This is a genomic window from Vibrio sp. 14N.309.X.WAT.E.F5, from assembly GCF_030397615.1.
Classification (GTDB): domain Bacteria; phylum Pseudomonadota; class Gammaproteobacteria; order Enterobacterales; family Vibrionaceae; genus Vibrio; species Vibrio lentus.
Window position 1 is genome coordinate 17,212 of record NZ_JAPNXR010000026.1, and the last position, 26,534, is coordinate 43,745.

A 26,534-nucleotide genomic window follows, 5' to 3' on the forward strand; every position below is an offset into this window, starting at 1 on the left:
GAAAGTCGCTTTTAAGCCGCTGTTGAGTCATTAAGAGCGTTCAGCCCTTGCTGCCAGAAAGCCACTTCCATACGCGTTGCGGTTTTAAAGATATGAACGATGTTCTGACCGCGCTCGCTGTTGATATCAATTTCAGCAAGCAGTTGATTGAAGTATTCCGCTCCCGTTGCCACGCCCGACTGGAACTCTTCACCGCCGTAAAGCTGTAGCCAGCTTGCGTATGGGTTGCCTTCTAATACGGTATCACTGCTTTCTAACAGCGCTTTACCAATCACGGCATAACCGATTGAACACGGAGCCAGTGCCGCATATAAGTCGACAAGATCACCCGTCATACCCGCATCTAGAACATAGCGCGTGTAGGCAACAGTGCCGAAATCTTCAGGTTCGTTTTCTAAATCCGATTCGGTTAAACCCCACTGACCACAGTAAGTCACGTGGTGTGAAATTTCAGAATCTAACAGAGCATGAACACTAGGCAGTGCACGGCGCATATCAGCCAGTGTCTTTGCCTTGTAAATTGCCAATGCATAAGCGCGAGCATACTGCTTTAAAAACAGAAAATCTTGCTTCAGGTAATGCAAAAAACACGGCTGAGCGAGGGTGCCGTTTGCCAGCGTTTTAACAAAATCATGCTCGGTGTAGTCTTGCCAATCTTGCTGACAGGCTTGGATTAAGTCTTGGTATTTCATGAGATTCCTTAGTCAAAAGTCGGTACGTAATCAGCGGCTTTTGGAAGTGATTTGATAATGCCTTTGTCGAACATGAACTGCGCGTAATCATCGTAACGCTTCATATCTACAGCTGAAGGGCGAAGTGCAAAGCGAGTCAGTGTGTCGTTCCATGCACGTTGGTTAAGTTCGTTGTTCAACGTATCTGGTGAATACGCCACAAACTCACTCCATGACTCTTGTGGATGGTTCACAATGTAAGTCGTTGCTTGTTCCAATGCTTTGTTGAAGGCTTTGATCGCTTCGTCGTCGTGTTTCTTTGCGTTTGCCACAAAGATCAACTCATCGTAAGCGGGCACACCGTGCTCTTCAGGGAAGAATGCTTTGGCTTTAAAGCCTTCAAGTGCTAACTGGTTAGTTTCGAAGTTACGTAAGCCACCCCAGATTGCATCTACTTTGCCTGATGCCAGTGAAGACGACAGTGCCCAACCAACATTGATGGTTTGCACGTCTGTAAACGCAACATTTTCTTGAGCTAGCATGGTGCCGATGGTCGCTTCTTCGTTACCCGCAATCGCAATACCGATCTTTTTGCCTTTCAAATCCGCTAGTGAATCGTTCTTGCCGTTATCCAAAACCATCAACGTATTCAGTGGCGTTGCGATAAGAGTAGATGCACGAACGAGAGGTAAACCTGCCGCTACATCCATGGTTAAACTTGGTTGGTAAGTTACCGCTAAATCGACTTTACCGGCAGCAACCAATTTTGCTGGTGTGCTTGGGTCAGCTGGTTCCTGAATTTCAACCTCTAAGCCTTGATCAGCAAAGTAGCCACGCTCTTGAGCAATCACAATTGGGCCGTGGTTCGGGTTCACAAACCAATCCAACATCAATGTCAGTTTCTTTTGTTCAGAATCCGCCAATGCATGACCTGAAACTAGCGAAGCAAGCAGTGCCACTGCACCTACCAATTTGGTATTTTTCATAGTTAACCTTTCCTTTTGAATATTATTATTGTGTGTATCGAGCTAATTTTTAACGAAGTTTTGTTTAGATAAATAGCCTTGAGCGAAGCTTTATTAAACAAAGAGTTATTGAGCTAACCATCACTGGTTCTCCCAAGGGATAGCTTTTTTGAGTGATTTGTCTGTGATGAAGTAGAGCGAGATAGACAGCACCGCCAAGATGAATAAGGCAGCAAACATCTCATCAATGATCATGCGTGCGTTGGCTTGCAGCATTAGGTAACCCAGCCCCTCACTCGAACCCACCCACTCGCCGACAACCGCACCAATTGGGGCAATAACCACAGCGACACGAATACCAGACGCCAAAGTTGGCAGCGCAGCAGGCAATTGGATATAACGGAGCAATTGCCATTTAGATGCACCCATGGTCTTAGCAAGATCAAGGTAACCAGTCGGTGTATTTCGCAGACCGTCGTAACAACAAGTGGTCACGGGGAAGAAGATAATGATCGCCGCCATCACCACTTTTGACGCGATGCCATAACCCAGCCACAGCATCAATACTGGCGCAATCGCAAATACAGGAATCGCTTGGCTAGCGATTAAGATAGGCAACAACCAGCGTTTCAGCGGTTCGAACATCAACATCTGTAGGGCGAAAAACAGCCCCATAGACAAACCGAGTAGCAGACCAAGTAAGATCTCCTGCGCAGTCACCCAAGTGTGTTTGAGTAGCACATCGTAACGTTCAATTAGCTTGATGAAGACTTCTGCAGGCGCTGGCAGAATGAAACTCGGCATCTCGAAGACAACCACAACTAGCTGCCATAAACCGAGAATCACAGCACTGCTGATCAGCAAACGCATAACGGGATTCATCTGACGAGGACGTTCAGTGCTAGCCTGTATGTCGGTTGAACGAGCCCCAACTTCGCTTCGTGTTAGATCATTCATAATCTCGCTCCAACTGATCTAAGATCGCTTGTTGTAACTCAGCACATTCACCATCTAGCACTCGCGGCGTTGACGTGTGAGGCACAGATAAAGAGTGAGCACTCGCAGGTGTGCCTTGCAACACATACAAATTGTCCGCCAAACGCACCGCTTCTTGTGGATCATGAGTAATCAACACAACGGTTTTATCTCTTAACAGTTCACACGCTAAACTTTGCAGCTTGTGTCTTGTTACCGCATCCAGCGCAGAGAAAGGCTCGTCCATCAGTACCACTGGTTTGTCTTGCATTAAAGTGCGAGCCAAAGCAACACGCTGACGCATACCGCCAGACAATTGATCAGGCATAGTAGACGCGTGATCAGCCAAACCAACCGCAGCGAGCAACTCTAGTGCTTGATTGGTTTGCTGTGCTTTATCAGAAGCTGGATTTTGAAAGCGATGACTCAGGCATACATTGTCGATAACCGACAGCCACGGCAGTAACAAATCCTGCTGCGCCATGTAAGCGATGCGCTCCGTTAAAGGCAATTCATCAGAGGTTGCCAATGTGCCCTGCCACTCCACCTTGTCGTCCAACAAGCCTGCCAGATAACGCAATACCGTGGTTTTCCCGCAGCCACTTCTACCCAACAATACCGTCCACTTACCTGCGTTTAAGCTAAGCGATAACCCAGATAAGGTTGCGTGCTCACTGTCGTTATAACGTAAGGAGGCATTGCTGAGCTGAACGCCAACCGTATTAACGGACATTACCGTGCCCAGCGAAGAAGTGATTTACAGGCCCATGACCTTGCCCGACTTGCAGCTCATCAGCGTGGGCAATCGCGCGTGAAATGTATTGTTTGCCTAGGTCAACAGCCTCTGGAAGCGTGTTGCCTTGAGCCAAGAAAGAAGCAATTGCAGAAGAGAGCGTACAGCCCGTGCCATGGGTGTTTTTGGTAGGAAAACGCTTCGCGCTAATCAGATCAGATGTGGTTGGCAGAATCAGTAAGTCGTTACTGTTTTCATCTTTCTCTAAGTGACCGCCTTTTAACAGGACAGCTTTAGCACCTAGTGCGCGTAAGTCTTCAATCATGCCCTGCATTTCAGCTTCGCTTTCAGGGACAGCTTTGCCTGTCAGTGCAGCACCTTCTGGCAAGTTAGGAGTAATGATGTCTGCGAGCGGAATCAGCTCTTGTTTTAGCGTGGTGATAGCTGAGTTTTCTAACAGCAGATCACCACTTGTCGCGACCATGACAGGGTCAATCACTAAGTGTTTAGGTTGGTACTGCTTAATTTTGTCCGCGACGACTTTGATGATTTGCGAATCGGCCAACATGCCGACTTTCACTGCCACGATATTGAGATCAATGAAAACCGCATCTAGCTGGCTCGCGACATGGTCGAGTGGAATAGGAAAAATAGCTGACACGCCTTGAGTGTTCTGGGAAGTGATAGCGGTAATCACAGAACAAGCAAAACTACCGGTAGCAGACATGGCTTTAATATCAGCTTGGATACCGGCACCGCCACCACTGTCAGAACCCGCGATGGTTAAAACAATCGGAGTGTTCGTTCGAATCGTGTCTTCAGCAGAGTGCTGCTGTATTGAGGATTTTGGAGTTGAGGCTTTTGGCGTTAAATCTTTTGAAATAGAACTGTGTGTCATTGTCGCTCCTACTATCTTACAAGACGTAGGAGAACGAACACTGATCGAAGGAGAAGTCGCATTAGGCTCATGAAAGTTTTCATGGGTGCAGACGTAGATCGAGTGCTTATAGTTCCCTACGCCAGTGTTAACTGAATCAGGTTCAACGGGTCTCGATTAACGATCTCAGCAAACACCAAATAAGGTATGTGCCCCCCGACTATTGATAGCGATAGTAACAGCACTCTCACAACTGAGATACTGATTTTATTCAATTATAAGAATTACACATGAAAAGATTTCAATTAGGCAAAACAAAACAAATACTTATAACGTTCCTTTAGATGGCTTCGACTGTATAAACAAGCACAGCACAATCAGAGACATACCTAACCAGCCTGTAAAAGGAATCAGCTCACCGACAACACAGACGGCAAGCACCGCTGCGACTACTGGTTCAAACAAGGTCAGCAGATTGGCACTGCTCGCGGTCACGTGGCGTAAACCAAAACTGAACGCGATATAACCCAAGCATTGTGGAATCAACGTAAGATAACTGATGACTAATACGTTGGTCTGTGAGGAAAACAGGTTATCACCAGTAAACCAGAGCGTTGGCAGCAACAGCATCGCACCCAGGCCAAAAATACTGCCCATCGCTGCTTGTGACTTAATCCCTTTATCGATCAATGCTTTTGTCGCCCAAGAATAAATGGCGTAACACAACCCAGCGACCAAACCTAAGCCAATACCTAACAGCTTGAGATCATCACCGGATTCATTCGCCGATGAAGATTCTGAAAACACCAACAACCCAATACCTACCACACCAATCGCAAAGCTAGTGAGCCAACGTTTGTTGATATTGTTCTTTTTGCTAATCAGACACTCTAATAGTGCCGAAAAGAAAGGTGCGGTAGCAATCGAAACCACGGTACCGATCGCCACGCCTGATAATTTCATTGAAGAATAGAAAGCTAAAGGATAGACCGCCAAAGCCAAAGCACTCACTGTCAACAGCTTCTTGTTCTGCATAAGTTTGTCGAAAGCGAATAGGATTTTTCGATACGCCAAGCCCGCTTGCATTAGGCCACCGACACCCATAGAGAAAGCACCAATCGCTAATGGGCTTAGATCAGGTGCAAAACTTGCGGCGGTGCCTGTCGTACCCCATAAAATAGAAGCAAACAAGATGGCCAAAGTGCCCGTTTGGAATTCGTTAACGCGATTGATGGCAAGATTCATTTCTATTATCCATTTTTCATTTCTTAAATAGATAATAGTGAAGATTGATAAAACTTAGTTTGCCGAAAGGACGCTATTGTTGTTTCTAAAGACTCTCTTTCATTGAGCCTAGAAACGCCCTTGGAGACATTCCAAAGTGCTGAGAGAAGCGACGACTGAAAGCAGACACATCACTATAGCCCACATTTTCAGCAATCAATTGAACCGGTAAATCGGTATGAGTTAACAAGGCTTGAGCTTTCTCCATACGATAGCGAGTGATGTATTTAAGCGCACTGATACCCAAGCACTCTTTGAAGCGTTTTTTGAATTGAGTAGGACTCAAACAGGCCGTTTCTGCAAGTTGAGATATAGAGAGAGGTTGGGCGTAATTATCCGCTATCAGCCTTTGTACCGCACGGATTCTTGGGTCGATGCTCTTGCTTACTTGTTGTTGCTCTAACAGCAATGAAAACACATCCAAAACTGATGACTCAATGCCACTGTCTACTTGATATTCCAGCTGCTTTTCAACAAACAGCAAGAAGCTCATTAAAGGTGGCGTTATCGTGAAAACCGAAAGCTCATGCTCTAACAAGTGCTGAGGCAACTCCGCCATATCCGCGACAATAAACCGCGCTGCTTCATCCGCCTTAAACGCATGCGCTGTGGTTACCGGAATCACCACACATTCGCCCACGGCCACTTTGCCAACATACCCCACCATTTCAATATTAATACTGCCTTGGATCGGCAATACCAATTGATGATGGTCCTCATGAGCATGGGTATTAAATTGCTTGGTGTAAGATCGAATGCTTAAGCTAGATTTCATGATCAACGCCTGAGTAGATCGGTTTAGAACGAGTTAAAACACGAAAGTACATGATTTGAACAAATGAGTCACATCGGGTTGGCATTTGTTAGTACCCTAACCCATTCTAATGGCGATCAAAAAAGCCGCTCAAGCATCAATCACAATGCTCAAACGGCTTTTTATTAGAGTCTAATTAGCGCTGCCAAGAACCGTTAGCCAAACCGGCTATCGCTCATGAGCTCAATCGCTAGATCACACTCTACTATTTTTGAAGTTGCTCTTTAGCGGCTTCAACCTTAGAAAAATCTAGGCCAAGCTCTTCAACTGCTTCTTTGATTAGCGCAGGATTTTGCATTACCTGACCCATCAGCATTTGAAGCTTATCTTGTGGTAAACCAAGCTGGCTGATTGTCGCCATTGCTGCAAGAGGGTTCTCGGTCAACGTCTTGAATATCTCGCTGATCTGCTCGTCGCTAATATTGTTCTCTTTCAACATCGCTAAAATCGGGTTCATTTTTTTGCCTTTGAAACACTAAATTAAGTAGGAGCACAGCATACCATCTAGCTGTGCTCGATTGTACTAGCAAGTGAAGCTTTGGTTTAACGCGAACTGTGCTTTTCCCAAACGCAAATAATGCTTGGGCTTAGCGAGACTCTAGTGGGTAAGAGCGGTAGCTCCACATACCATACGTTCTCAGTGCGTCACGGTAGATGCCTAGAAGCTCACCACTGCTCGCTTTCTTAAGATCTTCTAGCGGCTTATCTGGGTAAGAAACCGTATCGAAGGTAATGCCCTGAGGGCCAGTTTGCCAGCTCGCAATTTCAAACAGAGTTTGACCACGACGAACATGGCTTGCCGAGCTGATAATGGTCGCGTGCTTAATATCATGACGAGCAAGCGCATAGCTACTGAACAAGGCATTGCCTACCGTGCTGGTCGCATAGTTCTCTTCAATGATGCGGTCTTTGCTTACCCCTTTTGAGATAAGCCAATCCGCCATTAACTTGCCTTCAGTCTTATGGTTCTTAGGTACGCCGCCGGTTAACACGATCATCGCGTCCGGGTTCGCTTTCGACATTGCTAATGTCGTTTCAAGACGTTCAATCAAGATCTCATGCATAGAACCATCTGGATTAAGCGCATAGCCCAAAGTAACGATGGCACCGTGGTCGCTCAACAGTCCCTTATCTGCAGACTCTTTAAGCGGTGTTTCTAACACGCGGTCGACCGTAGCAAAGATACGTTTGATGTCTTCTGCTTTGCCTTTATTCAGGCTTTCCAGTTTCTCCATGTGCTCGTTGGATTCACTTTCATTGCCTTCAAATCGCTGCCAAACCGCTAGATACGCATGAAGGTCGACATCGTCTGGTGCAACCGTCAGTGCTTGTTCAAACAACTCAATAGCGCGTTCTGCGTTCTTGTTGTAGATCTGAGCGTTCGCTGCCGAGATCAACAAGTCAGTACGGTAAGGTTCTAGCTGGTACGCTTCTAACAATCGGTTAGTCACAATTTCCATGTTGCTTGGCATTTTAGCCGTGAAGCCCGCGTGAGAAATTCTTGCCGGAGACTTAAACGCCTGCAACGCATCAAGAAGTAATTGGTCGACAACTTGTCGCTTAGTCACCAACTGCGCGTAATCTGCTGAAGCTTGTACTGCGCCATCGTTAGCGGCAAAAGAATAAGGTGTTGCGCCAAAAGCAAGCATGCCACCAAGAGCGAGGGCGATAATGTTCTTTTTCATGGAAAGATCCTGTGTCGTTAAGTGTTCACATCAGATTTGCTCACCAATGTAAGTCCCTAAGATTAAAAAACTGTGAACCACACCAGAATCTCCGAGGTTAATATTCATTTGTTGCATAAGGTGTGGCAACAGATCACGATTTTGAACTTACCAATAAGCCTGTGTATCCAGATAATTCTGGTTTGAACCAGTGCTCAACGTTTTTGTTGGAATATCTGACTGCGGATTTCATACGCCCTATTCCACCGAAAACCACCCATCACAAATCCAAACTCCGCAGAAAACAACACGCCCAAACAGCAACTTTAAGCTCATTTTTTCAACAACTTGAAATTCAACACACTGAATCGCTCGATTCCATTCTCGCTCTAATAACTAAGTTTTAAGCACATAGATTTAAAACACGCATCAACCGATTTTCAAATAAATTAAAATCAATCATTGAACGATCGTTCAAGCGGTGCTTTAATGAATGACCAATACAAGGAGTTACCCCATGCTTAAGTTCTATTTTCACCAAACACCCAACCCAATGAAGATCGCTCTGTTTCTAGAAGAGACAGGCCTAGATTTTGAACTCGTTCCTGTTGATACCCTAAAGGGCGAGCAACACACACCGGAATATCGTTTGATTAACCCGAACGGTAAAACACCAGCCATTGAAGACGATGGACAGCGCGTGTTCGATTCCAACGCTATCCTTCTTTACCTATCAGAGAAGACAGGCAAGCTAGCGGGGCAACCAGAAGACAGAGCCGAACTGCTCTCTTGGATGATGTTTATTGCGAGTGGACTTGGCCCTTATTCTGGTCAATCGGTACACTTCCGTCATGCAGCGCCAGCAGGCCTAGACTACGCTGTGAACCGTTACCTACGTGAAGCACAACGTCATTACGAAGTGCTAGAAAAGCATATGGAAGGACGTGAATTTATCGTCGGAAATGAGTACACCATTGTCGATGTAGCCGCATGGGGTTGGATTGATAAAGCACCTGTCGTGCTTGGTGAAGAAGGCCTAGAACCTTACCCGAATTTGAAGCGCTGGTTTAACGCAATCAACACCCGCCCTGCTGCACTGCGTGCTCGCGAAACCGGTAAAGATGTTGAATTTAAAACCGAACGTGATGAAGAGGCAAAACGAGCACTGTTTCCTTCGAATTATGCGAAGTAGAAAAATTGAAAGTTAACGCTCTACTGAGTGATAACTAAAACTCAAACAGAAAGAGCCGCTAAAAAGCGGCTCTTTCTCAATCCAAAAGGTCAGAGACCCGCGGTTAATGAGTGATTGGTTGTATTGCTTCCAGTTAATTGTTTTGTAACGAGGCTTATGAAAAGGGCTACGAGAGGGGCTGAACGTAGCTGATCAGATCGTAGGTTCTGGATTTAGTTCCATTGAATTACGCAACAAAGCCACTGAACAGACAACAGAAATAATCACGAAAAATCCGCTAATGATGAAAGCTTGATGTTTAGCTTTGGTGAGCCAGAAATCATGGACCGTGATTTCACCAACTACGAATACAACGAGCTTTACTACAACGAAGACGGAAACTACTGGGAACCGCCACTCGATAGAGCTGGCTTAAATAAACTGACTCGGGCTAACGGCTTATCACGGTTCTATCTTAATGGCTCGCCGTAACATGATTGCGGGCCGTTACACCCAAGGTGGAATGCAGAAGCAGCAAATGCAATCCGCCGTTCATGACTTCTTAGAATTTGGTGACACTGCCCTGCTTAAGCTGCGTAATTACTTTGGCAAAGTCATTGGGCTATGGCCTATCCCTACGATGTATTTACGTAAACGTAAAAACGGTGATTTTGCTTTCCTAGAGCGGGATGACAAACAAAAGAGTTACAAGAAAGAAGACGTTATATTCATCAAGCAATATGACCCAGTGCAACAAATCTACGGTGGACCGGATTACCTTGGTTGTGTTCAATCTGCTTTGCTTAGCCAGGACTCCACCACGTTCCGTCGCCGTTACTATAAAAACGGTTTGCACATGGGCTTTATCTTCTATGCGACTGACCCGAACTTAAGTAAAGACGATGAGGAAGACCTAAAACAGAAGATGGCTTCAAGCCGTGGTGTGGGTAACTTCCGTTCAATGTTCATCAACATTCCAAACGGCAACGAGAAAGGGATTCAACTCATACCCGTTGGCGACATTGCAACAAAAGATGAGTACGAGAAAATTAAGAACGTCACCGCACAAGAGGTGATCACCGGTCATCGCTTCCCTGTCGAACTGGCCGCAATTATTCCAAACGGTGGTACTCGTGGTGACCCGATTAAATTTGATTACGTTTACTGTAAAAACGAAGTGATACCCGCTTGCGAAATGTTCATGGATGCCGTGAACAGCGACCCAGAAGTACCCAAACACCTACATTTAGACAATGTGGCAGCCTAACTAGCGTGTTGTTTTTTGCAATTATGTTTTTATCTTCAATTTGCGCTCAGCCCTTTATTCACAAGGGCTGAGAAGCCACTCAAACGATCGTCACAAAACACAAATGATCATTAAAAAAACGACCTAAAACACAAAAATTATTACATTTCAGCAACTTAACAAGACCACACAGATCAACACTGATCGTCAGAATTTCAATTTTTTGCAATTTTCGCAATTTTACTAGGCACTCTGTAAGCCATTCTGAGCACGACTAACTTAATGCAAGCCCGTTATTCCTAAAGGGCTAGCGGCTTGTCAGCCTTCCATAGCGGCAGCAGAATTTCACTGAAATAGAATTGCGAAGAAATGAGATCGAAAACGCTTCAGGTGGGGAGGAGGAGTGCGTTTTCCGTCACGCATATACTCTGTTTCAGTTTACGCACCCCTAACCTTATGAAATAATTAATATTATTTATGGAGGCTATATGAAAAGACTACTGACGGGCTGCAAACACATGTTCGTAATAATTTGGGTATGGACTTTGGTGACAGTGAGCTTAGTTGGGGTATTAGCTTTCTTAACAAATTACTACAAGGGTTACGAAGAATTTTTTAATACTAAGAACACTATTTTCACTGTTAGCTTTATCCTCTTCTCTCTTAGCAGTGTCATTTTAATGAAAATTACAATACCTACGTATAAGACTAAGCAACTAAGCGATATAGTAAGTAATCACTTAAATTCCGCAGCAAAAGACGACAACACACTCTTACCAACTCTTTCAAAGCTATTGATCGTAGCCGCGGCCGTTTTTTGTATCCTACTACTGATGAACTTGGTCTTTAGCTATATGGGGGTACAAGATCAAATGGGGGTATTCGGAGACTTCATGGGAGGGGTATTAAACCCAATACTAAGCTTCCTTGGGTTCTTCGCTCTTCTCCTAACTATCATCTTGCAATCAAAAGAATTGAAAGAAACTAGAAAAGAAATACAACGTTCTAGTAACGCACAAATCAATGCCGAAAAGGCATTAAGCCAACAAGCGTTTGAAAATACGTTTTTTAATATGTTGAACATACATGCACAAATTGTAGAGAACTTATCGTTTACCTACTTTGTTAATAAAAACACGAATGGTAAACTTTCAATTTTAAAGACTCTAAGTCGCTTTAGTAAAGAAGAAGTAACTCATGGGAGAGATGTTTTCAAGGGAGTTATCGAATATATAAAGTCATCATTCATTAGCGAGGATGAATTTTCAAATTCTAGAAAAATAAATTCAATATATGATAATTTCAACTCAAACAAAAATGAAGTGTTGGGGCACTATTTTAGGAACATCTACCAAATACTTAAATATGTGCATGAATACGAAGGCATCGAACCAAAGCAAAAAAAAGTTTACACAAATATGCTAAGAGCTCAACTCTCCGCTAACGAAATTATACTACTTCTTGTCAACTGTATCTGTAATTCAATAGATGAAGGGCAATTTAAAGAATTATTAATTGAGTATCGTATGCTAGAACATATTCCTTTCAACGATAACAGCACTCAAGAAAGATTCACTTCAATATCGAAAGAAAAATCTCATATATACGGTTTTAAAGGAGCATTCTACCTACCAGGTCTCGACTTAGCAAAATATATGCGAAGAACTGACAATCATCTAGTGATAAGCGCGTTCGGCACTAACCCTACATATAAGTTGAATAAAAAATACTTATTAGACTCTTTAAAGAAACTAGAAGACAACTCAATAGAATCTCTTCAAAAAAGAAAGAAATAAATCCTATCGATTTATAGAGCCAAGACGATAACCCCCGCATAAGTGTATCTTAAGCGGGTTTTATCGAAGTCTAATTTGAAAAGTCATAGCCTAGAGACAATGCGACCCACGGCTTCTTGTTGAACTCATAATTTTCGCTTTCACCTACTTGGTCAGCTCCAAACACTAAACCAAGCTGAAAGCTCCCTTTAATCTGCCCAAGAAGTCCAATACCATAAGTTACACCTAAAGAGCTAGAGTCATTTCCCTCTACATCAACTGTTGTAGCTCCAAAAAAACCGACTAGCTTCATACCGTATCCATAAGAACTTGGATCAAATCGATATCCTACGTAAGGTGCTATCGATGTCCCACCTCTAAACTCCTTAGCGCTAGTTAAGTATTTGTATGGAACAATTAGGCCGCCATAAGTTAATCCAAATCGGTGCATTCCGACTCGATTATCCTTATCCACTAACAGTTTTTCATATGCTGGTATGTATGTTGGTGATTGAGTTGAAGATGGCGGTTGGTAACATTCAATTTTTTCGTTTTGAGTAAATAAAACTAAATCTTGGTCAGCATTAAGTCCAAGCGCTTTCATCGTGATCCCTGGAGGTATAGAACAATTTAACTCGCCTTCAAGTGGAGTGATTAAAGGAAAACTAATCCTATCTCCAATAAAGTTGGAATCATCGTTTATATTTGTATCCAAAACTTCGTTTCCTAAAAGATCAGTTTTAACTTTCAACTTTTCTTCGGGTTGTTGCTGCAAAGGCTGAGTATCCGCAACAACAGCAGATGATATTGCGAATAGTACTCCTCCTAAAAGACTCATATTCAATTCCATATTCGTTTCCTCCTACAAACTAAAGTAGGAAAACATATCAATTCAATATGAGATCAGTATCACACATTTGGGTTATTTATATTAAACAGCACTTTTCACTCCCATTTAATAAAATAGCATTACTGTATAAAACACCACCATAATTTAGTACTATGAGCCTATCATTCAGATAGGTTTATGGTGTCATATGAGAGTAGTTTGCCCCGAGTGTGGCGAGAAAGCCCGTATACAAAAATCAAACCGTATTTCAGCGGGTTATAGCGATTTATATTGTAGTTGCAGTGACCCAGAATGTGGCCATTCGTTCGTCATGAACCTAACGTTTAGCCACACTCTCAGCCCAAGCTCCAAGACCACCTCACAGATGGCCTTTGAATTGGTTAAGGCACTTACTCCTGAAAAGAGGGCAGAGTTGAAGAATCAACTTTCGGTCTTATAGTATCGTCTTTCTTTTAATGCTTTCCCAAGGTTATGAGCAACCTTGAAACCATAATATCTTTTAAAAACAACTCGTAAACCTAAGCTCACGAAAGCACACCCAATCACAATTGGCACTATGCTTTCTCCTTCCTCTCCGTTGTTTATTTCTCCATATATCCCTGTCCCATTGATAAATGCATCGAAAAGATAAATAGTCATTCCAAATATAATGCTAAAATACACAGATATTCCAATGCATACTGCCAAAAATGAATAATATTTAAAATTGGAGATCCTATATAGTTTCCCTTTTTCTACTTCAAATAACCTTGAGCAATGCTTAAGAGCTGAGTCGGCTAGTTCCCAAGTTACATTTTCTTTTATCCACTCAAGCTCTTTACCAACACGATAATCTATTTTTTCTCCATATATGATATGAAGGTCATTCTGATACTTCATCCTGTCTAGACTTTTAGCACTTTCATCAGTTTTGCTAAAACTGTGCTTATAATATGCAGCCTTAAAAAAGGTACCTACATAGCCAAAGAACATCACTATGCAATGAACTACAAACCCAGAGAAAATCACACCTAACAAAATACCAATCTCTGGGGTGAGCCATTTAATCTCACTACTAACTTTCTTGAATAATTCAAATAACACTATTATTGTTTCCAAAAATACGTTCCCTTATAACTTGAATTTTGGACTATCTGTTTCATCAGCCATTTGGATGATCATCTGAATGGCTTCTACTTTACTGTTATCTAGTTTGTCTTGATTGTCTGCGACCACTAGTCCCATCAAATATGCGCCTACCTGAGCCCTGCTTTTTTCATTAGTACTCAGTGCAACACCATCTATGATCAGCTCCAATGCTTGTTGGAAAAATTGGTTTTTATCAGACATATCAAGCCCCTTAGCAACGACACTGGAAATATACTGTACACACATACAGCATTGCAACTAAAAGTATGAATTATTCAAAATTACTTAGACCTAACCCCAATGTGCTAGTTCGCCTCCAACCGTCCATTGCGCAGCGAACAGTCATATGTCTGTCAATTTAGACTTTTTGACCTTGTTGCAAAGGCCCAATTAAGAACTCCGCTAACACTCCACCCGATCATACGTTGAAGTGCTTCAACAAATTAGAAGTTACATTTATTTTCAATTCTCCGAGATTCATCCCCCACTTTCGCTAATGCAATGATGGCTCAAACATAGAAGCTGAGTACTACTGTTGTGCTTGCATCCAATAACTTTGCTCACTCTCATCCGCCTCCAGAATAGGAGGGCTATCTTCAAATACCGCTTTCCAATAGGCTTGCCGTTCCTGGTGGTGAACAAAGCTACTTTCGTAATATTCATCAGCTTCTTGTTTGAGATCAGCTAAATCCAAATCCCTACACTCCATCGACCAACCACGAGCACCAGCTGCCCAATACAGAAACTCATCAACCTTGGTACGTGACTCGTCACCTTCAGATGTCACCGAAAACCGGTTACCACTAGAAGCATGTACCCCACGTTCGTGAATCTCTCGATTCACCTTCTCAGCCTGCTTTTCTAAGCGGATAATGCGACTCTGCATCTTGTCCGTCAGCTCTTTCGGTTTACCTTGTTTGATTGCTATCGACTTAGCCTTAATAGTTTGAGCTTTAGCAACAATCAGCTTTGATACCTTGCGCTTCAAAGGTTTTTTCCACTGGTCGAGTTTATGGCCAAGCTCCTTAATCACTGCGGTCATATTGTCGGCTTCAAAAGAGGCCAAGCATTCCCCAAAAAAAAGAGCCACTCTAAAGTGGCTCAATTCTTAAAATTTTAAACAAGTGCTTTAAACGTTACTCTTTACCGAATACGTTGTTCTCTTGCTCTTGTACACGGATGAAAGTCGTACGCTTAGTTAGCTCTTTAAGCTTTGCTGCGCCTACGTATGTACAAGTTGAACGTACACCACCAAGGATGTCAGAAATTGTGTTGTGAACTGAACCACGGTATGGAAGTAAAACAGTTTTACCTTCCGCAGCACGGTACTTAGCAACACCACCTGAGTGCTTGTCCATAGCCGACTGTGAAGACATGCCGTAGAACTTCATGTATTGCTTACCGTCTTGCTCTACAACTTCACCGCCTGACTCAGAGTGACCTGCTAGCATACCGCCTAGCATTACGAAGTCAGCACCGCCGCCGAACGCTTTAGATACGTCACCCGCACATGAACAACCACCGTCACCGATGATCATGCCGCCAAGGCCGTGTGCCGCGTCGCCACACTCAATGATTGCAGAAAGTTGAGGGTAACCTACGCCTGTTTTAACACGTGTAGTACAAACAGAACCAGGGCCGATACCAACCTTGACGATGTCTGCGCCCGCTAGAATTAGCTCTTCAACCATGTCACCTGTTACAACGTTACCTGCAGAGATAACTTTAGTCGGGAATTCAGCACGTACTTTCTGTACGAACTCAACAAGGTGCTCTGAGTAGCCGTTAGCGATATCAATACAGATAAATACGAACTCTTCGCTAAGCGCCATGATCTTCTTAACTTTCTCGAACTCAGCTTCAGACGTACCTGTTGATACAAAAACGTTGTTCAGAGTTTTCTTGTCTGCTGTTTTAGCAAACTCAGCCCACTGCTCTACTGTGTAGTGCTTGTGTACTGCAGTCATAACACCGTGCTCTGCTAGAGCAGCTGCCATTTCAAAGCTTGCTACCGAATCCATGTTAGCTGCAATTACTGGAGTACCAGACCATTGACGACCGCTATGCTTGAATGTAAAATCGCGGGTTAATTCAACTTGAGAACGGCTTTTAAGGGTAGAACGCTTCGGACGGAAGAGTACATCTTTGAAACCTAACTTAAGTTCTTGTTCGATACGCATGGTGTTTTCCTTGATTCATAAAATTATGTGTCTCTCGCGAAATGCGTAGTAAAACTGTTGGCAGACGAGTTTACTTTTCTTCGGACACAAAAAAACCGGAGCGTTGGCAGACGCTCCGGTTTTCAGCATTATAGGTCGTGATTTAGTAACAGCAAGTCTGATATTTCATTTTTTTTTATGCTATCCTCTCAAAGATTCCATATCCGCTAAAACTTCCCTAGCTACACTTTACCACTAAATTCTTACTAATTAATAACTTAGCGAACCATTCACACAAACACTGGTGGTTTATTGCGCAATCGTTTTCCTCCCTTTTTCGCGTAATATCCCCCTCATAAAGCAATAATGTGAAGAAAGTGCCTCGAAATCACATAAAAACCCCACTTTTCTCCAACAAAAAAATGCCTTTTTTCTTAAATAAATTCGATTTTTTTCTAATTTTTATCTGTTTTTGACCAAATTGGCCAATCTCGTGACTTTTTTATTTTGTGGTCACTTGGAAAAGTAGAGTGATAACGACTCGATCTAGAGACCAATATTCACTTGGGTTTGAGAATTTAGCCCTCGCACTCCATTAAATGAAGCTTTAAATCTCAAACTTTATAAATCCAATTTCTATTAACCCGTAGCATTGCCGCTCCAAAAGCACGTTTCGTGGCTTCCCGGTCGTTCATGTAACCTGAAATATTGAGTAAAGCGCATAGAAAAAGAGGATGGGTTGATGTGAAAAGCTAGGGGAAAAATTAGATATTGAAGAATAAAAAGAAAAAAATGGCTCAGGTAATTAACCTTAGCCATTTTTATTCGCTGATTAGACTGATGCTAATGCGCGTATAGGAATGCGTTGTTTGGCGAATAGAGCGATCTAGTTCTTTTGAGAGACTAACGCTTCAGCGGTCGCATCTTGAATAGACAAGAACAATGAGCTGACTTGCCCTGTTGGTGAGCGCATTGGGTTTAGCGTCACGTTCTGATACATGAAGTCGGCTTGTTGGGTTACAGGCCTAACATTGCGGCACTTAAACAGATAAGGCCTTTGTTGCCATGTAATGAAGCTACGACAACCGAGATCGTAGACGGGCTTGGTTTTGAGCCTAAACCACTCTTCAGGGATCTCGGGGAACAGTTCAAAGATAGACTTACCAATAGCATCATGCGATTGCTTACCACTATGGTGCGTCATGAAGCCATTCCAAACTTGTACCTGAAAGTCACGGTTAATGACCACCAGCCCCATATCGACGTTTTGAACCATGTCCACCATCCAGTGGAACTGTTCAAATTCAGCAGGAAGATTCAACATATTAAAACTCCTCCATTAGGTAGGCCAACTTGTTATCTAGAAGAGGCAGAGACTCATCAACGAACATAAATAGAAGATCACAACGGATTGAAGTGCCATCAATGTTGTAGCTGACTTCAAAGGTCATGGTCTTCTTAAACGAGCCACTGGTATTCTCAATCACGGAATCAATCGAGATGTGTTGCCCTAGCAGAACCGGAGAACTCTGGAAGAAACGAACCTCAGATTGCTCCCCTAGCCCGTTAAGGAAAGAACCAACTAGGATATTCGATACATCCATCAGCAGTTCTAGTTCTTCAAGCTGTTCGCTTTCGGTTGGGACTTTCATGAGCTTCTTAAGATCGCTCACGCTGGAATCACTCAGTAAGACTAATGCTTCGCCTGCAATGCCTTCTCCGCTGAAGCCTTGGCAAACACCCGACACTTGGTCGTTATCGGCTAGGTCACGAAGTGCCATGTGCAATTCGCTCACTTCGAAGATGTTGACGTTCGGCAGTGGTAAGTGCACAAATACATTAAAATGACGAGCCAGTGCATCAGCAGCACGGCCTATCGCTACGTTCGCGACTTCCATATAAATATCGCGTCGGCGCAATATGGGAAGTTCGAGAGCAGTAGGAGTATACAGTTGAGGTTGTTTTGGCGGCTCGACGTGCTCACGTAAAATCGCTTTTAACGCTTCTTTATCGATCGGCTTTTGCAAAAACGCTTTGGCGCCGAGATCCATCACCTTCTGTTGTGCTTTTGGTTGTATGTCACCAGAAACAACGACGACAGGCGTGGTATCACCCAAACGTTGCATCTCTTCCAATGTGCCATAGCCGTCTAATTCCGGCATGGTGAGGTCGAGGAACATCAATTTGAACTGGTTTTGAGCTAACTCTTCAAGTGCATTAAGCCCATGAACAGCAAAAGTTATATCTGCATTTAGAGAACTAGGCAGTGATCGAGCCATCTGCTTCCTTGCTAACGCAGAATCATCACATATAAGAACTGGGAACGACATAAATGCACCACCGACAAATTAAAGCTAATTCGGTCGAGTGTAACAGAACATTATGGTATCAGGTACGGGGTGAATGGATTTATGTGTAGATTATTAGTAAGAATGATGAAACAAGCAGGTAAGCTATTATCCGGCATTATTCTTCATGAAAAACAATATGCTACAAAGGTAATAAGCGTTCATCATTATAGAGTAATAGCACTTTTTTATGGAACAACAGCGCTAGTTTATGAAATGGCAGCCTTAATAAGTGAGTTTATTAAGGCTCAATCTCGTCATGAATGTATTGGTTTTACCTGCTTTATATAAATCTATATAAAAGAGCTAATACAGGGGGCTAAAACTGGTATGAAGGCCATAGGATCAGTAATGCGAAACGTATAACCACGGCAAACACCAGTAAAGCAATGCCCAAGCGATACCATTTGTATTCTGCAATATTCATTGGGATACGCTTGTAGAACATCGTAATCACGCCTTTCCAATCGCTACTGCGTCTTCCGTATTGCATCATGCTCGTCAAAACAAATAGCGCGCCAAGCACTAACATCCCTTTTTCAGCCCAGAACAATCCAACTTCCATTTTGTGTATTCCTTGATAAAACGGTGAGCAACTCAAATCATTCTAGTCACCTTTGCCGTCGGTTTCTGTAAGACCAAGGTCTAACCCACTCTCTACTTACTTGAAGGTACTTATCTGGACGTACTTAAGTGAACGTAAATCGCTAAGCACACTTAACTGAACAACGTGTTCATATCGAGTTCAGCTCCGCCATCTATACTCTTGTTTCCACTAACAGGAGAAACTCAATGAAATCACTGAAAAAGTCGCTTTGTGTATTAACTGCTTCAGCTTTACTCGTTACCGCTCCGTTTGTGAGTGCTTCAACACCACAACAACCGCCACAACCAGCGCTTAGCCCACTGCAAATGGTTATTGCTTCTTTGAATCTAACCGAAGAGCAACAAGCGGAAGTGTTCTCTCTTGTTCAAGAGTATCAGTCCGATAGAACAGAGATTGATATGGATAAAGCCATAGAGCTTAAGAAGAAACAGATCAGCCTTGTGACTCAACCGGATTTTGATGAAGCCGAAATGGAAAAGGTCATCGATACGGTTCAAGCCACTGAGAAGTCGATGGTGATGCAAGAGATGCGTCTTAAGAACAACATCTATAACGTGTTGACTGAAGAGCAAAAAGAGCAATTCAAAACCATGATGAAGTCTGCGATCTCTGGTGGAAAGTAGTTTGGTAGAAAGTAGCTTGGCAATAAATCGTCTAGCAGAAAATAGCTGCCCTTAATCCTGATAAGGATTCTTCCCCTCCCCCAAAAAAGAAGAATCTGAATAGACAACAAAAAGCCGCTATCATTATCATGACTGCGGCTTTTTAGTATTCAGTGCGCCATTAGCAAATCACGTATACGCATGATTCGACAAATCTGGAGATTGGTTGTTCTTTTGAATGACACGCATCAATTGGATAAGTAGTAGAATACCCGTCACACCTAAACCAACGCCGATTCCGCCCCAAATCCCTGCAAGCTGGAACTTATGCATCAAATACCAAGCAGCAGGTAGGCCAAATACCCAGTAACCAATGGCTGTCATCACGGTTGGCATTGAAACAATCTTCATCCCTCTCAGAAGGTTAATTGCCAGTAACTGCCAAGCATCAACGATGAAGCACAACGCCACTACCCAGATAACAGAAGCCAATAACGAAGTCATCGCGCCCGTGCCGTCGTCTAGCTTAAAGAGAGAAGCGATCATTTCAGGCCATATGATAAACACCGCAGACAACGCCACGCTCAGCACCGACACCAAGATAAAGCTTAGAATGGATGTTCTTTTGATTCCTTCGTAGTTGCCCGCACCGTAGTCACGCCCAACCAAAATAGCGGCAGCCTGTGAGAAGCCGAAATTGAAATTCCAAGTGAAACTTAAGCATTGCAGAAGGATTTGGTGCAGAGCCAACGAAGCAATACTGATCGTGCCCGCCATTAAGGTGCCACCGTAGATTAAGCCATGCTCAAGTAAAGCCGCCATTGCAATCGGCAAGCCCATCATCAATAAAGGACTCATCAACTTAATCGAATATTCTTCAGTATGAAGCCATGGGGCGAATTGCTTGAACTCATCACGTTTAAACACCCACACCGTATACCCAAGCATCACAATAAACGCAGCAATAGCGGTTCCTAAACCTAGACCCGTTAAACCCATATCGAGCTGGAACGTCAGTAAATAACTCACTGGCACATTCAGAATTACGGTAATAACAGACATCACAAGAATGGAGCGCACATTACCGAACGCACTGGTTAAGCCACGCAACACCAATAAGATAAGCGAAGGCAGCATCACCCATTTCAAGGCGTGCACATATTCCATCGCTAAGGTGATCACTTCTGGCGGCTGTTTTGCTGCTTCCAATACCAACGGAGCAAACCAGAAGCTCGCCATTAAGGTCACGCTGAGCACGAATGCCAGCATAGTTGCGCCTTTCACCGCCAACCTAATTTGTATATTACCAAACTCTGGGCGAGCGACGCGCTGACCATAAGCGATCGCAATCAAGTTCGCGACACAACCGACAGTGCTGCTCGCAATAATAAAGATGAAAAAGTAAATAGAGGCACCCAAGCCACCAGCCGCAAGGGCTGACACACTGATACGCGACATCATCCAAACATCGGTAAGGACTAAAGCCATGGATATCAGCTGTGAAATGATCAAAGGGAATGCAAGAGTGAGTATTTTTTTCATGAGCGCCTCAGTTAATTCCGCCCAAAATACGATCGATGAGGCTGGCGTTCAATTGATAAATTTGCGACTCTAACATTCCATAAACTCATGCGAACGAATTATGACCCCATATCCTAGCTTGCCATCCTCACATAATGGCTTAAAAGCCTTTGAAGCTGCTTCAAGGCTGATGAGCTTTACCTTGGCTGCCGATGAGCTCAACGTGACACAGAGTGCGATCAGCCGTCAGATCAAACAGCTTGAAGATGAGTTAAACGCATCGTTGATTATTCGTAAGCATCGAGCGATTGAATTAACCGAACAAGGTCATGATTTGTATGTGGCTTTGCGTGATAGCTACGGCAATATCGAATCGGTGATCGCATCTTGGAGTGAACCAAAACAGAAGCGGATTGTGATTAAAGCGACCCTGAGCTTTGCGACGCGAGTGTTGATCTCTAAGGTTCGAGAATTAAACGAGCGTTACCCCGATTACGAGATCGTGATTGTTCCTGTGATTGAAGAAGATGAAGCGATCAACAGCAGCGAGTATGACTTGTTGATCTTCCACACTCGCTTTAAAAAACGATACGACAATACACCTGATATCACATTCTTACGTGAAGAGTTCATGGCGCCGGTCTGTTCTACTAGCTTAACGAATTCTGCCAGTTTAACGACGCAAGACACCGACCTCGATTCGATCTTAACTATGCCAAGGCTCCATCCCACCTTAGATCATCATGACTGGAAAGTATGGCTAGCCGATGTCGAGTTCCCGCCGAAAAAGCCCGTCAGAAACACCAGCTTCTTGTCGTTAGATTTAGCGCTCAGTGCATGTTTATCGGGGGAAGGTGTCACGGTGACAGATTTGCTTTTGGTATTACAAGAACTTCAACGAGGCTTTTTATACTGCCCTAAAAACGCCAAGATCCAACACAGTGCTTGGACTTACTTTGGCCACCAGCGTACTCATTCGCCGGTAATAAATGACCTGATTGAATGGCTGAAAGGCGAAACAGCGAAAGAAATTGAATTACTGAAAGCGCTATCCCATCAAAACCATTGGTCTGGAGTCATCCAAGATCATTAAGGGATCTACACCTAAGATTTCAAAATCGCATTAACCTTATAATCCATAACGTTTATTTATTGATTCGAATGACCTATCTTACGCCCTATGAACCAATACACAGATATTGGCATCTTATTCTTAGGAGAAAGTCATGGAACAACAACGTCTAAAAGTCGCGATTATCGGCGCAGGACTAAATGGTTTGGCACTCGCGTTATCACTGCGTAAATTTGGTATTAAAGCTCGAATATACGAGAAGGCTGCACAACCACGAGCTGACGGTACTGGCATCATTATGTGGCCAGAGGGCATGCAGGTACTTGCGGCACTGGTTGGTGTCGATAAAGTCAAAGCTTCGTGCAACCAAGTCGATACCATCTCGACATTAACGGCGACAGGATTGCCAATCAACACGCTCAATATGAGTGACTCGCCAAGCAAAGCCAACGCGCCAATTGGTTTGTTTCATCGCAGCCGTTTATACCAGCTGCTATTAAATGAGCTAGGAGACGACTGCATCGTTACCAATCAAACCTGCTCTGTTGTTCAAAACGATGATGAGCCGCAGATTCTGATCAATGGCGAACCCATTGATGCGGATATTATTGTCGGTGCTGATGGTGTGTTCTCTCAAGTGAGAAAGTTTGTTGCACCTGATGTGTCTTTAAGACAACCGAACGTCTACTGCTGCCGCGGTGAGATTGATTTCAAAGCATCAGAAATCAGCGATGATGAGTGTTATGTTTTTGCGGGTGATAAATCTCGTATCGTAACCTACACATACGACCGAGAAACCCAAGGTAAATACTGGTTTGCAGCATGCGCTGTTAAAGAAGGTGAAACACTGTCTAAACAAACCGTGTTAGAGCAGTTCTCGCACTATCCGAGCTACCTACTGGATATGATCCGAGATACGCCTGAATCGAAGATCTTGCCTTCTCCACTCACCGATGTTGCCCCATTTGATACTTGGTATCGTGGCAATGCTGTTCTATTGGGAGATTCCTGTTGCGCAGTGCTCCCGACCATGGGGATCGGATTCAGCTTGGGCATTGAGAACGCTTACGTGTTGGCACAAAGTATTGCTTCTAATTTTGAAGGCACAGAGCAAGCATTCAAACGCTATCAGCAGCGCGCTCAGAAACGTTCACATGAACTACAAAATATCACACACCGACTCAGTGAATTGACTTACAAAGATGAGTTCAACCCAGTTGAAGTAGCCGATCTTTATCAACAGTTTGCCGTTGCCAATAGTCGCTCGCCTTTCTAAAAATTTGGCTCGTAAAAACGCGCCAGTCGCCATCTACTCTTTTGCAAAACAATAAGCCGCAGCACTTGCTGCGGCTTATGCTTTCTACCAATGGTGTTCGCTCTATTGAGTAATCATTAAAGCTTAAACATACGCGCACTGCGTGGTGGTAGGTTGAACGTATGGTAGCGAGAAGAAATGGTTTCTGTCGCGCTGCTTAATACGTCTTTGTATTGAACATTCCAATTGAACTCATGCTGGTAAGTATCGACTGTCACGCCACGCGTTTCGCCACACTTGTTAATGCCAACCACACCTTCTTTGCCACGCTTAAAGAGCAAAGTACATTGGTCGCTCGAAATCATCGTCATTGATTTACCTTGCATCGCGTTGTGAAAACTCAACATGTTTTTCATTGTCGAGCTATTCCACACATTGCCCCAGCGACCGTTATCCTTATCTTCAGAATCAGGAAGGTCATCACTGTAGATCAACGGTGTGCCGCCATCTTTACCAAGGATATAAGCGTAAGCGAGCTGCTCGTCTTGTGGATCCATAATTTGGTAACGGAAGCCGTCATTGGTTGGAATATCATGTGTGATCGCAAAAGTAATTGAGCGGTTATCATCAAGTGCCTGACCGTACGCTTTAGGATCATGCAGTTGATTTAAACCGCCGCTCATTGAGAACGCCGAGCGAATCGATGCAAACAACGGGAAATCGTAAGCAGAGTGATTAGTATTATTCAGGTAAGGCGCTAGGAACGATTCATAGCCGCTGTTCCCTGCTCCACCACTGGTAATAACTTCACCGAACACATGCATGTTCGCAGTAATTTCAGACGTGAATACCTGATCGATTTGGTATTGGCTCATGTGTTTGACGGCATCAATACGGAAACCTTTGATCCCCATATCTTTTAGTGCTTTCAGATATAAACGTTGTTGTGAAACCACCCAGTTGTTTGGATCTAGATCAGGCAAACCCACATCACCATCGGCACCACACAAACGCCAATACTGAACGTGACCAGGGTCGTTCCAATCTGAAATACAGCCCGCTGGATGAAAGTCGTTCGCTGACACATAACCTTGTGCTAGGTTGCCAAACAGAGTCTGGTCGGCATAGTAGCTTGAACGGCTAGCATAATCGTTTAGCACTTCTGTGCCAGGGTAATTCAAGTCACTTCGCTTCCAGCTTTCATTCGCCATATGGTTGAGTACCACATCGGCATACACATCGACGCCCACACCTTTGAGAGCGGCAATCATTGCGGCTAAATCTTGTTTGTTGCCTAAAGGAGAATCAATGGTGCGTAGGTCTTGAGGTTGGTAGCGAGCCCACCATTGACTGCCACTCGATTTCATTGCAGGCGCAACAAGCACTTTCTTATAACCAGCTTGAGCAATTTGATTCGCGTTGGCCGTCACATCTGAATACTTCCAATTGAACGCGTGCAAAATAGTATCGGCGTAAGTCGCGGAACTGAAAGAACAAACAGCAAGGGCGGATATGAGTAGGGTATTTATTGGTTTCATAAAAATGTCTCTTATTATCTATTCATCGAAATAATAAGAAGACAAAATCCAATTGAAACCAAAATAAGTCAGAGTTGAATTAAGGTCACTCTCTGTTGGGGTTGATTTTATAAAACTGAGTCATGGTAGATATTACGTAGAGGCCGATTGAATGATAGCAATCCTGACTTTTGATTAGTATTTTCAGAACAATAAACGGACAAAGACTTTGGTCGAAGATCCTAAACTACGCTATGATTCCTTTTCCTTCAGCCTATTGATCTTTTTATGTCTTCTTTCTCTTTTTCACAAATCCCTGTTGGGGTTCGATTCATGATCCTCTCCGCTTTTGGATTCGCACTGATGTCAGCTTGTGTGAAATACATCAGCAACTATGGCATACCTGTATTTGAAATCGTTGCTGCAAGGGCTTTGGTGTCTTTGATCATCAGCTACATCGACGTAAAACGAAAAGGCATTTCAATCTGGGGTAATAACAAACCTTTGTTGTTTGTTCGTGGCGCGGTAGGTACCGTAGCACTGATGTGTGTTTACTACGCTGTAACCACTCTTCCGTTAGCAGAAGCAACTATCCTGCAATACGTACATCCTGTATTTACTGCGTTGCTGGGTGTGTTATTCCTCAAAGAACGCGTCCAAAAATCGACCATGATCTGCATTGCATTTTGCCTAGCGGGATTATTGGTGATGGTGCAACCAAGCATGAACAGCGGCGCGAGCAGCGAATTACCTCTATTCAGCATTATGGTGGCGTTATGTGGCGCGTTTGGTAGCTCAATTGCTTACGTGATTGTGAGAAAGCTGAGCCAGACGGAAGACAGCTCTGTCATCATCTTCTACTTCCCACTGGTTGCCCTACCTATCTCCACAGCCCTTATCTGGAACGACTTTGTATGGCCGAGCTTATTCCTAACCGTGATGCTGGTTCTGGTCGGGATTTTCACTCAAATCGGCCAATACGGGTTAACCAAAGCGATGCAGACACAAGCCGCGGGCAAAGCTTCGGCTTACTCATACGTTCAGATCGTATTCTCGGCACTGTTAGGCGTGTGGATCTTTAATGAGATTCCATCAGTTTGGACTTATCTAGGTGGTGGCCTGATCGTGACTGGCGCGCTAATCAATGTGTTTGGCAAACAACTATTGGTGCCGTTCAAAGCTAAGTAGATAACCAAACTAAAGATCAGTTAGCCAATCAGCTAATCAATAGATCTAAAAAGGGCATTGCGGAATATTCCACAATGCCCTTTTCTGTAAGTCTTCCTAGCACCCTTTCTTA

The 26,534-nt window shown here is 43.7% G+C and carries 27 protein-coding genes, 1 pseudogene and 1 riboswitch; of the genes and pseudogenes, 9 read left to right on the forward strand and 19 right to left on the reverse strand.

Annotated elements, in window-relative coordinates; all coding sequences use genetic code 11:
- Nucleotides 1-11: 11 nt before the first annotated feature.
- The 9 genes from tenA to OW495_RS20995 all read right to left on the reverse strand — a co-directional run bounded on the left by tenA (nt 12) and on the right by OW495_RS20995 (nt 8,004).
- Nucleotides 12-692 (reverse strand): thiaminase II, encoded by a 681-nt coding sequence (gene tenA, locus OW495_RS20955; protein ID WP_017109110.1) that lies wholly within the window; start codon nt 690-692, stop codon nt 12-14.
- Nucleotides 693-700: 8 nt separating this feature from the next.
- Nucleotides 701-1,657 (reverse strand): ABC transporter substrate-binding protein, encoded by a 957-nt coding sequence (locus OW495_RS20960; RefSeq protein ID WP_065104608.1) that lies wholly within the window; start codon nt 1,655-1,657, stop codon nt 701-703.
- 120 nt (nt 1,658-1,777) lie between these two features.
- Nucleotides 1,778-2,593 carry an ABC transporter permease gene (locus OW495_RS20965; protein WP_102513300.1) on the reverse strand — a complete coding sequence of 272 codons (816 nt, stop codon included), beginning with the start codon at nt 2,591-2,593 and terminating at the stop codon, nt 1,778-1,780.
- Nucleotides 2,586-3,344, reverse strand: coding sequence for an ABC transporter ATP-binding protein (locus tag OW495_RS20970; RefSeq protein ID WP_102513299.1), 759 nt, complete (start codon nt 3,342-3,344; stop codon nt 2,586-2,588). The genes OW495_RS20965 and OW495_RS20970 overlap by 8 nt, the downstream gene beginning before the upstream one ends.
- Nucleotides 3,334-4,242, reverse strand: coding sequence for a bifunctional hydroxymethylpyrimidine kinase/phosphomethylpyrimidine kinase (gene thiD / locus OW495_RS20975; RefSeq protein WP_289888158.1), 909 nt, complete (start codon nt 4,240-4,242; stop codon nt 3,334-3,336). The genes OW495_RS20970 and thiD overlap by 11 nt, the downstream gene beginning before the upstream one ends.
- A 96-nt stretch (nt 4,243-4,338) precedes the next feature.
- Nucleotides 4,339-4,450, reverse strand: a riboswitch (TPP riboswitch).
- Between the two features lie 98 nt (nt 4,451-4,548).
- The gene (locus tag OW495_RS20980; RefSeq protein ID WP_289888160.1) at nt 4,549-5,466 is read right to left on the reverse strand and encodes an EamA family transporter; all 918 of its coding nucleotides are present in this window, start codon (nt 5,464-5,466) and stop codon (nt 4,549-4,551) included.
- An 85-nt stretch (nt 5,467-5,551) separates the two neighbouring features.
- Nucleotides 5,552-6,280, reverse strand: a complete 729-nt coding sequence (locus OW495_RS20985; RefSeq protein WP_102343977.1) for an AraC family transcriptional regulator — start codon at nt 6,278-6,280, stop codon at nt 5,552-5,554.
- A 244-nt stretch (nt 6,281-6,524) separates the two neighbouring features.
- Nucleotides 6,525-6,776: a DUF2999 family protein gene (locus tag OW495_RS20990; protein ID WP_009844829.1), complete on the reverse strand. Its 252-nt coding sequence runs from the start codon at nt 6,774-6,776 to the stop codon at nt 6,525-6,527.
- A gap of 130 nt (nt 6,777-6,906) precedes the next feature.
- Nucleotides 6,907-8,004 carry a YdcF family protein gene (locus OW495_RS20995; RefSeq protein WP_289888163.1) on the reverse strand — a complete coding sequence of 366 codons (1,098 nt, stop codon included), beginning with the start codon at nt 8,002-8,004 and terminating at the stop codon, nt 6,907-6,909.
- Between the two features lie 496 nt (nt 8,005-8,500).
- Here OW495_RS20995 and OW495_RS21000 point away from each other — a divergent pair, with 496 nt between their 5' ends.
- The 3 genes and pseudogenes from OW495_RS21000 (at nt 8,501) to OW495_RS21010 (ending at nt 12,196) form a co-directional block, all read left to right on the forward strand.
- Complete coding sequence (locus OW495_RS21000) at nt 8,501-9,175, forward strand: glutathione S-transferase family protein (RefSeq protein ID WP_017101508.1); 675 nt, start codon at nt 8,501-8,503, stop codon at nt 9,173-9,175.
- Between the two features lie 259 nt (nt 9,176-9,434).
- Nucleotides 9,435-10,421: pseudogene (locus tag OW495_RS21005) on the forward strand (phage portal protein).
- Nucleotides 10,422-10,888: 467 nt separating this feature from the next.
- A complete protein-coding gene (locus OW495_RS21010; RefSeq protein WP_102513294.1) occupies nt 10,889-12,196 on the forward strand; it encodes a putative phage abortive infection protein in 1,308 nt (435 codons plus the stop codon).
- Between the two features lie 70 nt (nt 12,197-12,266).
- Here the strand turns inward: OW495_RS21010 and OW495_RS21015 are convergent, their stop codons facing one another.
- Complete coding sequence (locus OW495_RS21015; RefSeq protein WP_102513293.1) at nt 12,267-13,025, reverse strand: hypothetical protein; 759 nt, start codon at nt 13,023-13,025, stop codon at nt 12,267-12,269.
- Nucleotides 13,026-13,212: 187 nt separating this feature from the next.
- Here OW495_RS21015 and OW495_RS21020 point away from each other — a divergent pair, with 187 nt between their 5' ends.
- Nucleotides 13,213-13,464, forward strand: coding sequence for an ogr/Delta-like zinc finger family protein (locus OW495_RS21020; RefSeq protein WP_102513292.1), 252 nt, complete (start codon nt 13,213-13,215; stop codon nt 13,462-13,464).
- On the opposite strand, the gene OW495_RS21025 is transcribed toward OW495_RS21020, so the two are convergent.
- The 6 genes from OW495_RS21025 to OW495_RS21050 all read right to left on the reverse strand — a co-directional run bounded on the left by OW495_RS21025 (nt 13,446) and on the right by OW495_RS21050 (nt 18,642).
- Nucleotides 13,446-14,123 carry a hypothetical protein gene (locus OW495_RS21025; protein WP_102513291.1) on the reverse strand — a complete coding sequence of 226 codons (678 nt, stop codon included), beginning with the start codon at nt 14,121-14,123 and terminating at the stop codon, nt 13,446-13,448. The two genes, OW495_RS21020 and OW495_RS21025, sit on opposite strands and share 19 nt — an antisense overlap.
- A 12-nt stretch (nt 14,124-14,135) precedes the next feature.
- The gene (locus OW495_RS21030) at nt 14,136-14,354 is read right to left on the reverse strand and encodes a hypothetical protein (RefSeq protein WP_198599780.1); all 219 of its coding nucleotides are present in this window, start codon (nt 14,352-14,354) and stop codon (nt 14,136-14,138) included.
- Between the two features lie 328 nt (nt 14,355-14,682).
- Nucleotides 14,683-15,195, reverse strand: a complete 513-nt coding sequence (locus tag OW495_RS21035) for a hypothetical protein (protein ID WP_198599779.1) — start codon at nt 15,193-15,195, stop codon at nt 14,683-14,685.
- A 94-nt stretch (nt 15,196-15,289) separates the two neighbouring features.
- Nucleotides 15,290-16,333 carry a GMP reductase gene (locus tag OW495_RS21040; protein ID WP_009844818.1) on the reverse strand — a complete coding sequence of 348 codons (1,044 nt, stop codon included), beginning with the start codon at nt 16,331-16,333 and terminating at the stop codon, nt 15,290-15,292.
- 865 nt (nt 16,334-17,198) lie between these two features.
- Nucleotides 17,199-17,636 (reverse strand): PAS domain-containing protein, encoded by a 438-nt coding sequence (locus OW495_RS21045; RefSeq protein ID WP_004731659.1) that lies wholly within the window; start codon nt 17,634-17,636, stop codon nt 17,199-17,201.
- Between the two features lies 1 nt (nt 17,637).
- Nucleotides 17,638-18,642 (reverse strand): response regulator, encoded by a 1,005-nt coding sequence (locus OW495_RS21050; RefSeq protein ID WP_017074861.1) that lies wholly within the window; start codon nt 18,640-18,642, stop codon nt 17,638-17,640.
- Nucleotides 18,643-18,723: 81 nt separating this feature from the next.
- Here OW495_RS21050 and OW495_RS21055 point away from each other — a divergent pair, with 81 nt between their 5' ends.
- The gene (locus OW495_RS21055) at nt 18,724-18,951 is read left to right on the forward strand and encodes a hypothetical protein (RefSeq protein WP_241910140.1); all 228 of its coding nucleotides are present in this window, start codon (nt 18,724-18,726) and stop codon (nt 18,949-18,951) included.
- Between the two features lie 28 nt (nt 18,952-18,979).
- Here OW495_RS21055 and OW495_RS21060 read toward each other — a convergent pair whose 3' ends face one another.
- Nucleotides 18,980-19,225: a hypothetical protein gene (locus OW495_RS21060; RefSeq protein ID WP_029223306.1), complete on the reverse strand. Its 246-nt coding sequence runs from the start codon at nt 19,223-19,225 to the stop codon at nt 18,980-18,982.
- 227 nt (nt 19,226-19,452) lie between these two features.
- On the opposite strand from OW495_RS21060, the gene OW495_RS21065 reads away from it, so the two are divergent.
- Nucleotides 19,453-19,890 carry a Spy/CpxP family protein refolding chaperone gene (locus OW495_RS21065; RefSeq protein ID WP_102513288.1) on the forward strand — a complete coding sequence of 146 codons (438 nt, stop codon included), beginning with the start codon at nt 19,453-19,455 and terminating at the stop codon, nt 19,888-19,890.
- A 168-nt stretch (nt 19,891-20,058) separates the two neighbouring features.
- Here OW495_RS21065 and OW495_RS21070 read toward each other — a convergent pair whose 3' ends face one another.
- A complete protein-coding gene (locus OW495_RS21070) occupies nt 20,059-21,411 on the reverse strand; it encodes an MATE family efflux transporter (protein ID WP_099165723.1) in 1,353 nt (450 codons plus the stop codon).
- 100 nt (nt 21,412-21,511) lie between these two features.
- Between OW495_RS21070 and OW495_RS21075 the strand changes: the two genes are divergently transcribed.
- Together OW495_RS21075 and OW495_RS21080 are read left to right on the forward strand one after the other, a co-directional pair.
- Nucleotides 21,512-22,483, forward strand: a complete 972-nt coding sequence (locus OW495_RS21075; RefSeq protein WP_102513287.1) for a LysR family transcriptional regulator — start codon at nt 21,512-21,514, stop codon at nt 22,481-22,483.
- A 133-nt stretch (nt 22,484-22,616) separates the two neighbouring features.
- Nucleotides 22,617-23,738 carry an FAD-dependent monooxygenase gene (locus OW495_RS21080; RefSeq protein WP_102513286.1) on the forward strand — a complete coding sequence of 374 codons (1,122 nt, stop codon included), beginning with the start codon at nt 22,617-22,619 and terminating at the stop codon, nt 23,736-23,738.
- A gap of 116 nt (nt 23,739-23,854) precedes the next feature.
- Here the strand turns inward: OW495_RS21080 and OW495_RS21085 are convergent, their stop codons facing one another.
- The gene (locus OW495_RS21085) at nt 23,855-25,255 is read right to left on the reverse strand and encodes an alpha-amylase family protein (protein ID WP_102513285.1); all 1,401 of its coding nucleotides are present in this window, start codon (nt 25,253-25,255) and stop codon (nt 23,855-23,857) included.
- 267 nt (nt 25,256-25,522) lie between these two features.
- Here OW495_RS21085 and OW495_RS21090 point away from each other — a divergent pair, with 267 nt between their 5' ends.
- Complete coding sequence (locus OW495_RS21090; RefSeq protein ID WP_065104591.1) at nt 25,523-26,422, forward strand: DMT family transporter; 900 nt, start codon at nt 25,523-25,525, stop codon at nt 26,420-26,422.
- The last annotated feature ends 112 nt before the right edge of the window (nt 26,423-26,534 follow it).

Coding starts and splice junctions, on each gene's coding strand:
- OW495_RS21060 (WP_029223306.1), bottom strand. CDS start 19,225: ATGGAAGTTGGATTGTTCTGGGCTGAAAAAGGGATGTTAGTGCTTGGC.
- OW495_RS20970 (WP_102513299.1), bottom strand. CDS start 3,344: ATGTCCGTTAATACGGTTGGCGTTCAGCTCAGCAATGCCTCCTTACGT.
- OW495_RS21035 (WP_198599779.1), bottom strand. CDS start 15,195: ATGACCGCAGTGATTAAGGAGCTTGGCCATAAACTCGACCAGTGGAAA.
- OW495_RS21075 (WP_102513287.1), top strand. CDS start 21,512: ATGACCCCATATCCTAGCTTGCCATCCTCACATAATGGCTTAAAAGCC.
- OW495_RS21070 (WP_099165723.1), bottom strand. CDS start 21,411: ATGAAAAAAATACTCACTCTTGCATTCCCTTTGATCATTTCACAGCTG.
- OW495_RS21040 (WP_009844818.1), bottom strand. CDS start 16,333: ATGCGTATCGAACAAGAACTTAAGTTAGGTTTCAAAGATGTACTCTTC.
- OW495_RS20995 (WP_289888163.1), bottom strand. CDS start 8,004: ATGAAAAAGAACATTATCGCCCTCGCTCTTGGTGGCATGCTTGCTTTT.
- tenA (WP_017109110.1), bottom strand. CDS start 692: ATGAAATACCAAGACTTAATCCAAGCCTGTCAGCAAGATTGGCAAGAC.
- OW495_RS20980 (WP_289888160.1), bottom strand. CDS start 5,466: ATGAATCTTGCCATCAATCGCGTTAACGAATTCCAAACGGGCACTTTG.
- OW495_RS21000 (WP_017101508.1), top strand. CDS start 8,501: ATGCTTAAGTTCTATTTTCACCAAACACCCAACCCAATGAAGATCGCT.
- OW495_RS21010 (WP_102513294.1), top strand. CDS start 10,889: ATGAAAAGACTACTGACGGGCTGCAAACACATGTTCGTAATAATTTGG.
- OW495_RS20990 (WP_009844829.1), bottom strand. CDS start 6,776: ATGAACCCGATTTTAGCGATGTTGAAAGAGAACAATATTAGCGACGAG.
- OW495_RS21080 (WP_102513286.1), top strand. CDS start 22,617: ATGGAACAACAACGTCTAAAAGTCGCGATTATCGGCGCAGGACTAAAT.
- OW495_RS21030 (WP_198599780.1), bottom strand. CDS start 14,354: ATGTCTGATAAAAACCAATTTTTCCAACAAGCATTGGAGCTGATCATA.
- OW495_RS21020 (WP_102513292.1), top strand. CDS start 13,213: ATGAGAGTAGTTTGCCCCGAGTGTGGCGAGAAAGCCCGTATACAAAAA.
- OW495_RS21085 (WP_102513285.1), bottom strand. CDS start 25,255: ATGAAACCAATAAATACCCTACTCATATCCGCCCTTGCTGTTTGTTCT.
- OW495_RS20985 (WP_102343977.1), bottom strand. CDS start 6,280: ATGAAATCTAGCTTAAGCATTCGATCTTACACCAAGCAATTTAATACC.
- OW495_RS21050 (WP_017074861.1), bottom strand. CDS start 18,642: ATGTCGTTCCCAGTTCTTATATGTGATGATTCTGCGTTAGCAAGGAAG.
- OW495_RS21055 (WP_241910140.1), top strand. CDS start 18,724: ATGTGTAGATTATTAGTAAGAATGATGAAACAAGCAGGTAAGCTATTA.
- OW495_RS21015 (WP_102513293.1), bottom strand. CDS start 13,025: ATGGAATTGAATATGAGTCTTTTAGGAGGAGTACTATTCGCAATATCA.
- thiD (WP_289888158.1), bottom strand. CDS start 4,242: ATGACACACAGTTCTATTTCAAAAGATTTAACGCCAAAAGCCTCAACT.
- OW495_RS21045 (WP_004731659.1), bottom strand. CDS start 17,636: ATGTTGAATCTTCCTGCTGAATTTGAACAGTTCCACTGGATGGTGGAC.
- OW495_RS20965 (WP_102513300.1), bottom strand. CDS start 2,593: ATGAATGATCTAACACGAAGCGAAGTTGGGGCTCGTTCAACCGACATA.
- OW495_RS20960 (WP_065104608.1), bottom strand. CDS start 1,657: ATGAAAAATACCAAATTGGTAGGTGCAGTGGCACTGCTTGCTTCGCTA.
- OW495_RS21090 (WP_065104591.1), top strand. CDS start 25,523: ATGTCTTCTTTCTCTTTTTCACAAATCCCTGTTGGGGTTCGATTCATG.
- OW495_RS21065 (WP_102513288.1), top strand. CDS start 19,453: ATGAAATCACTGAAAAAGTCGCTTTGTGTATTAACTGCTTCAGCTTTA.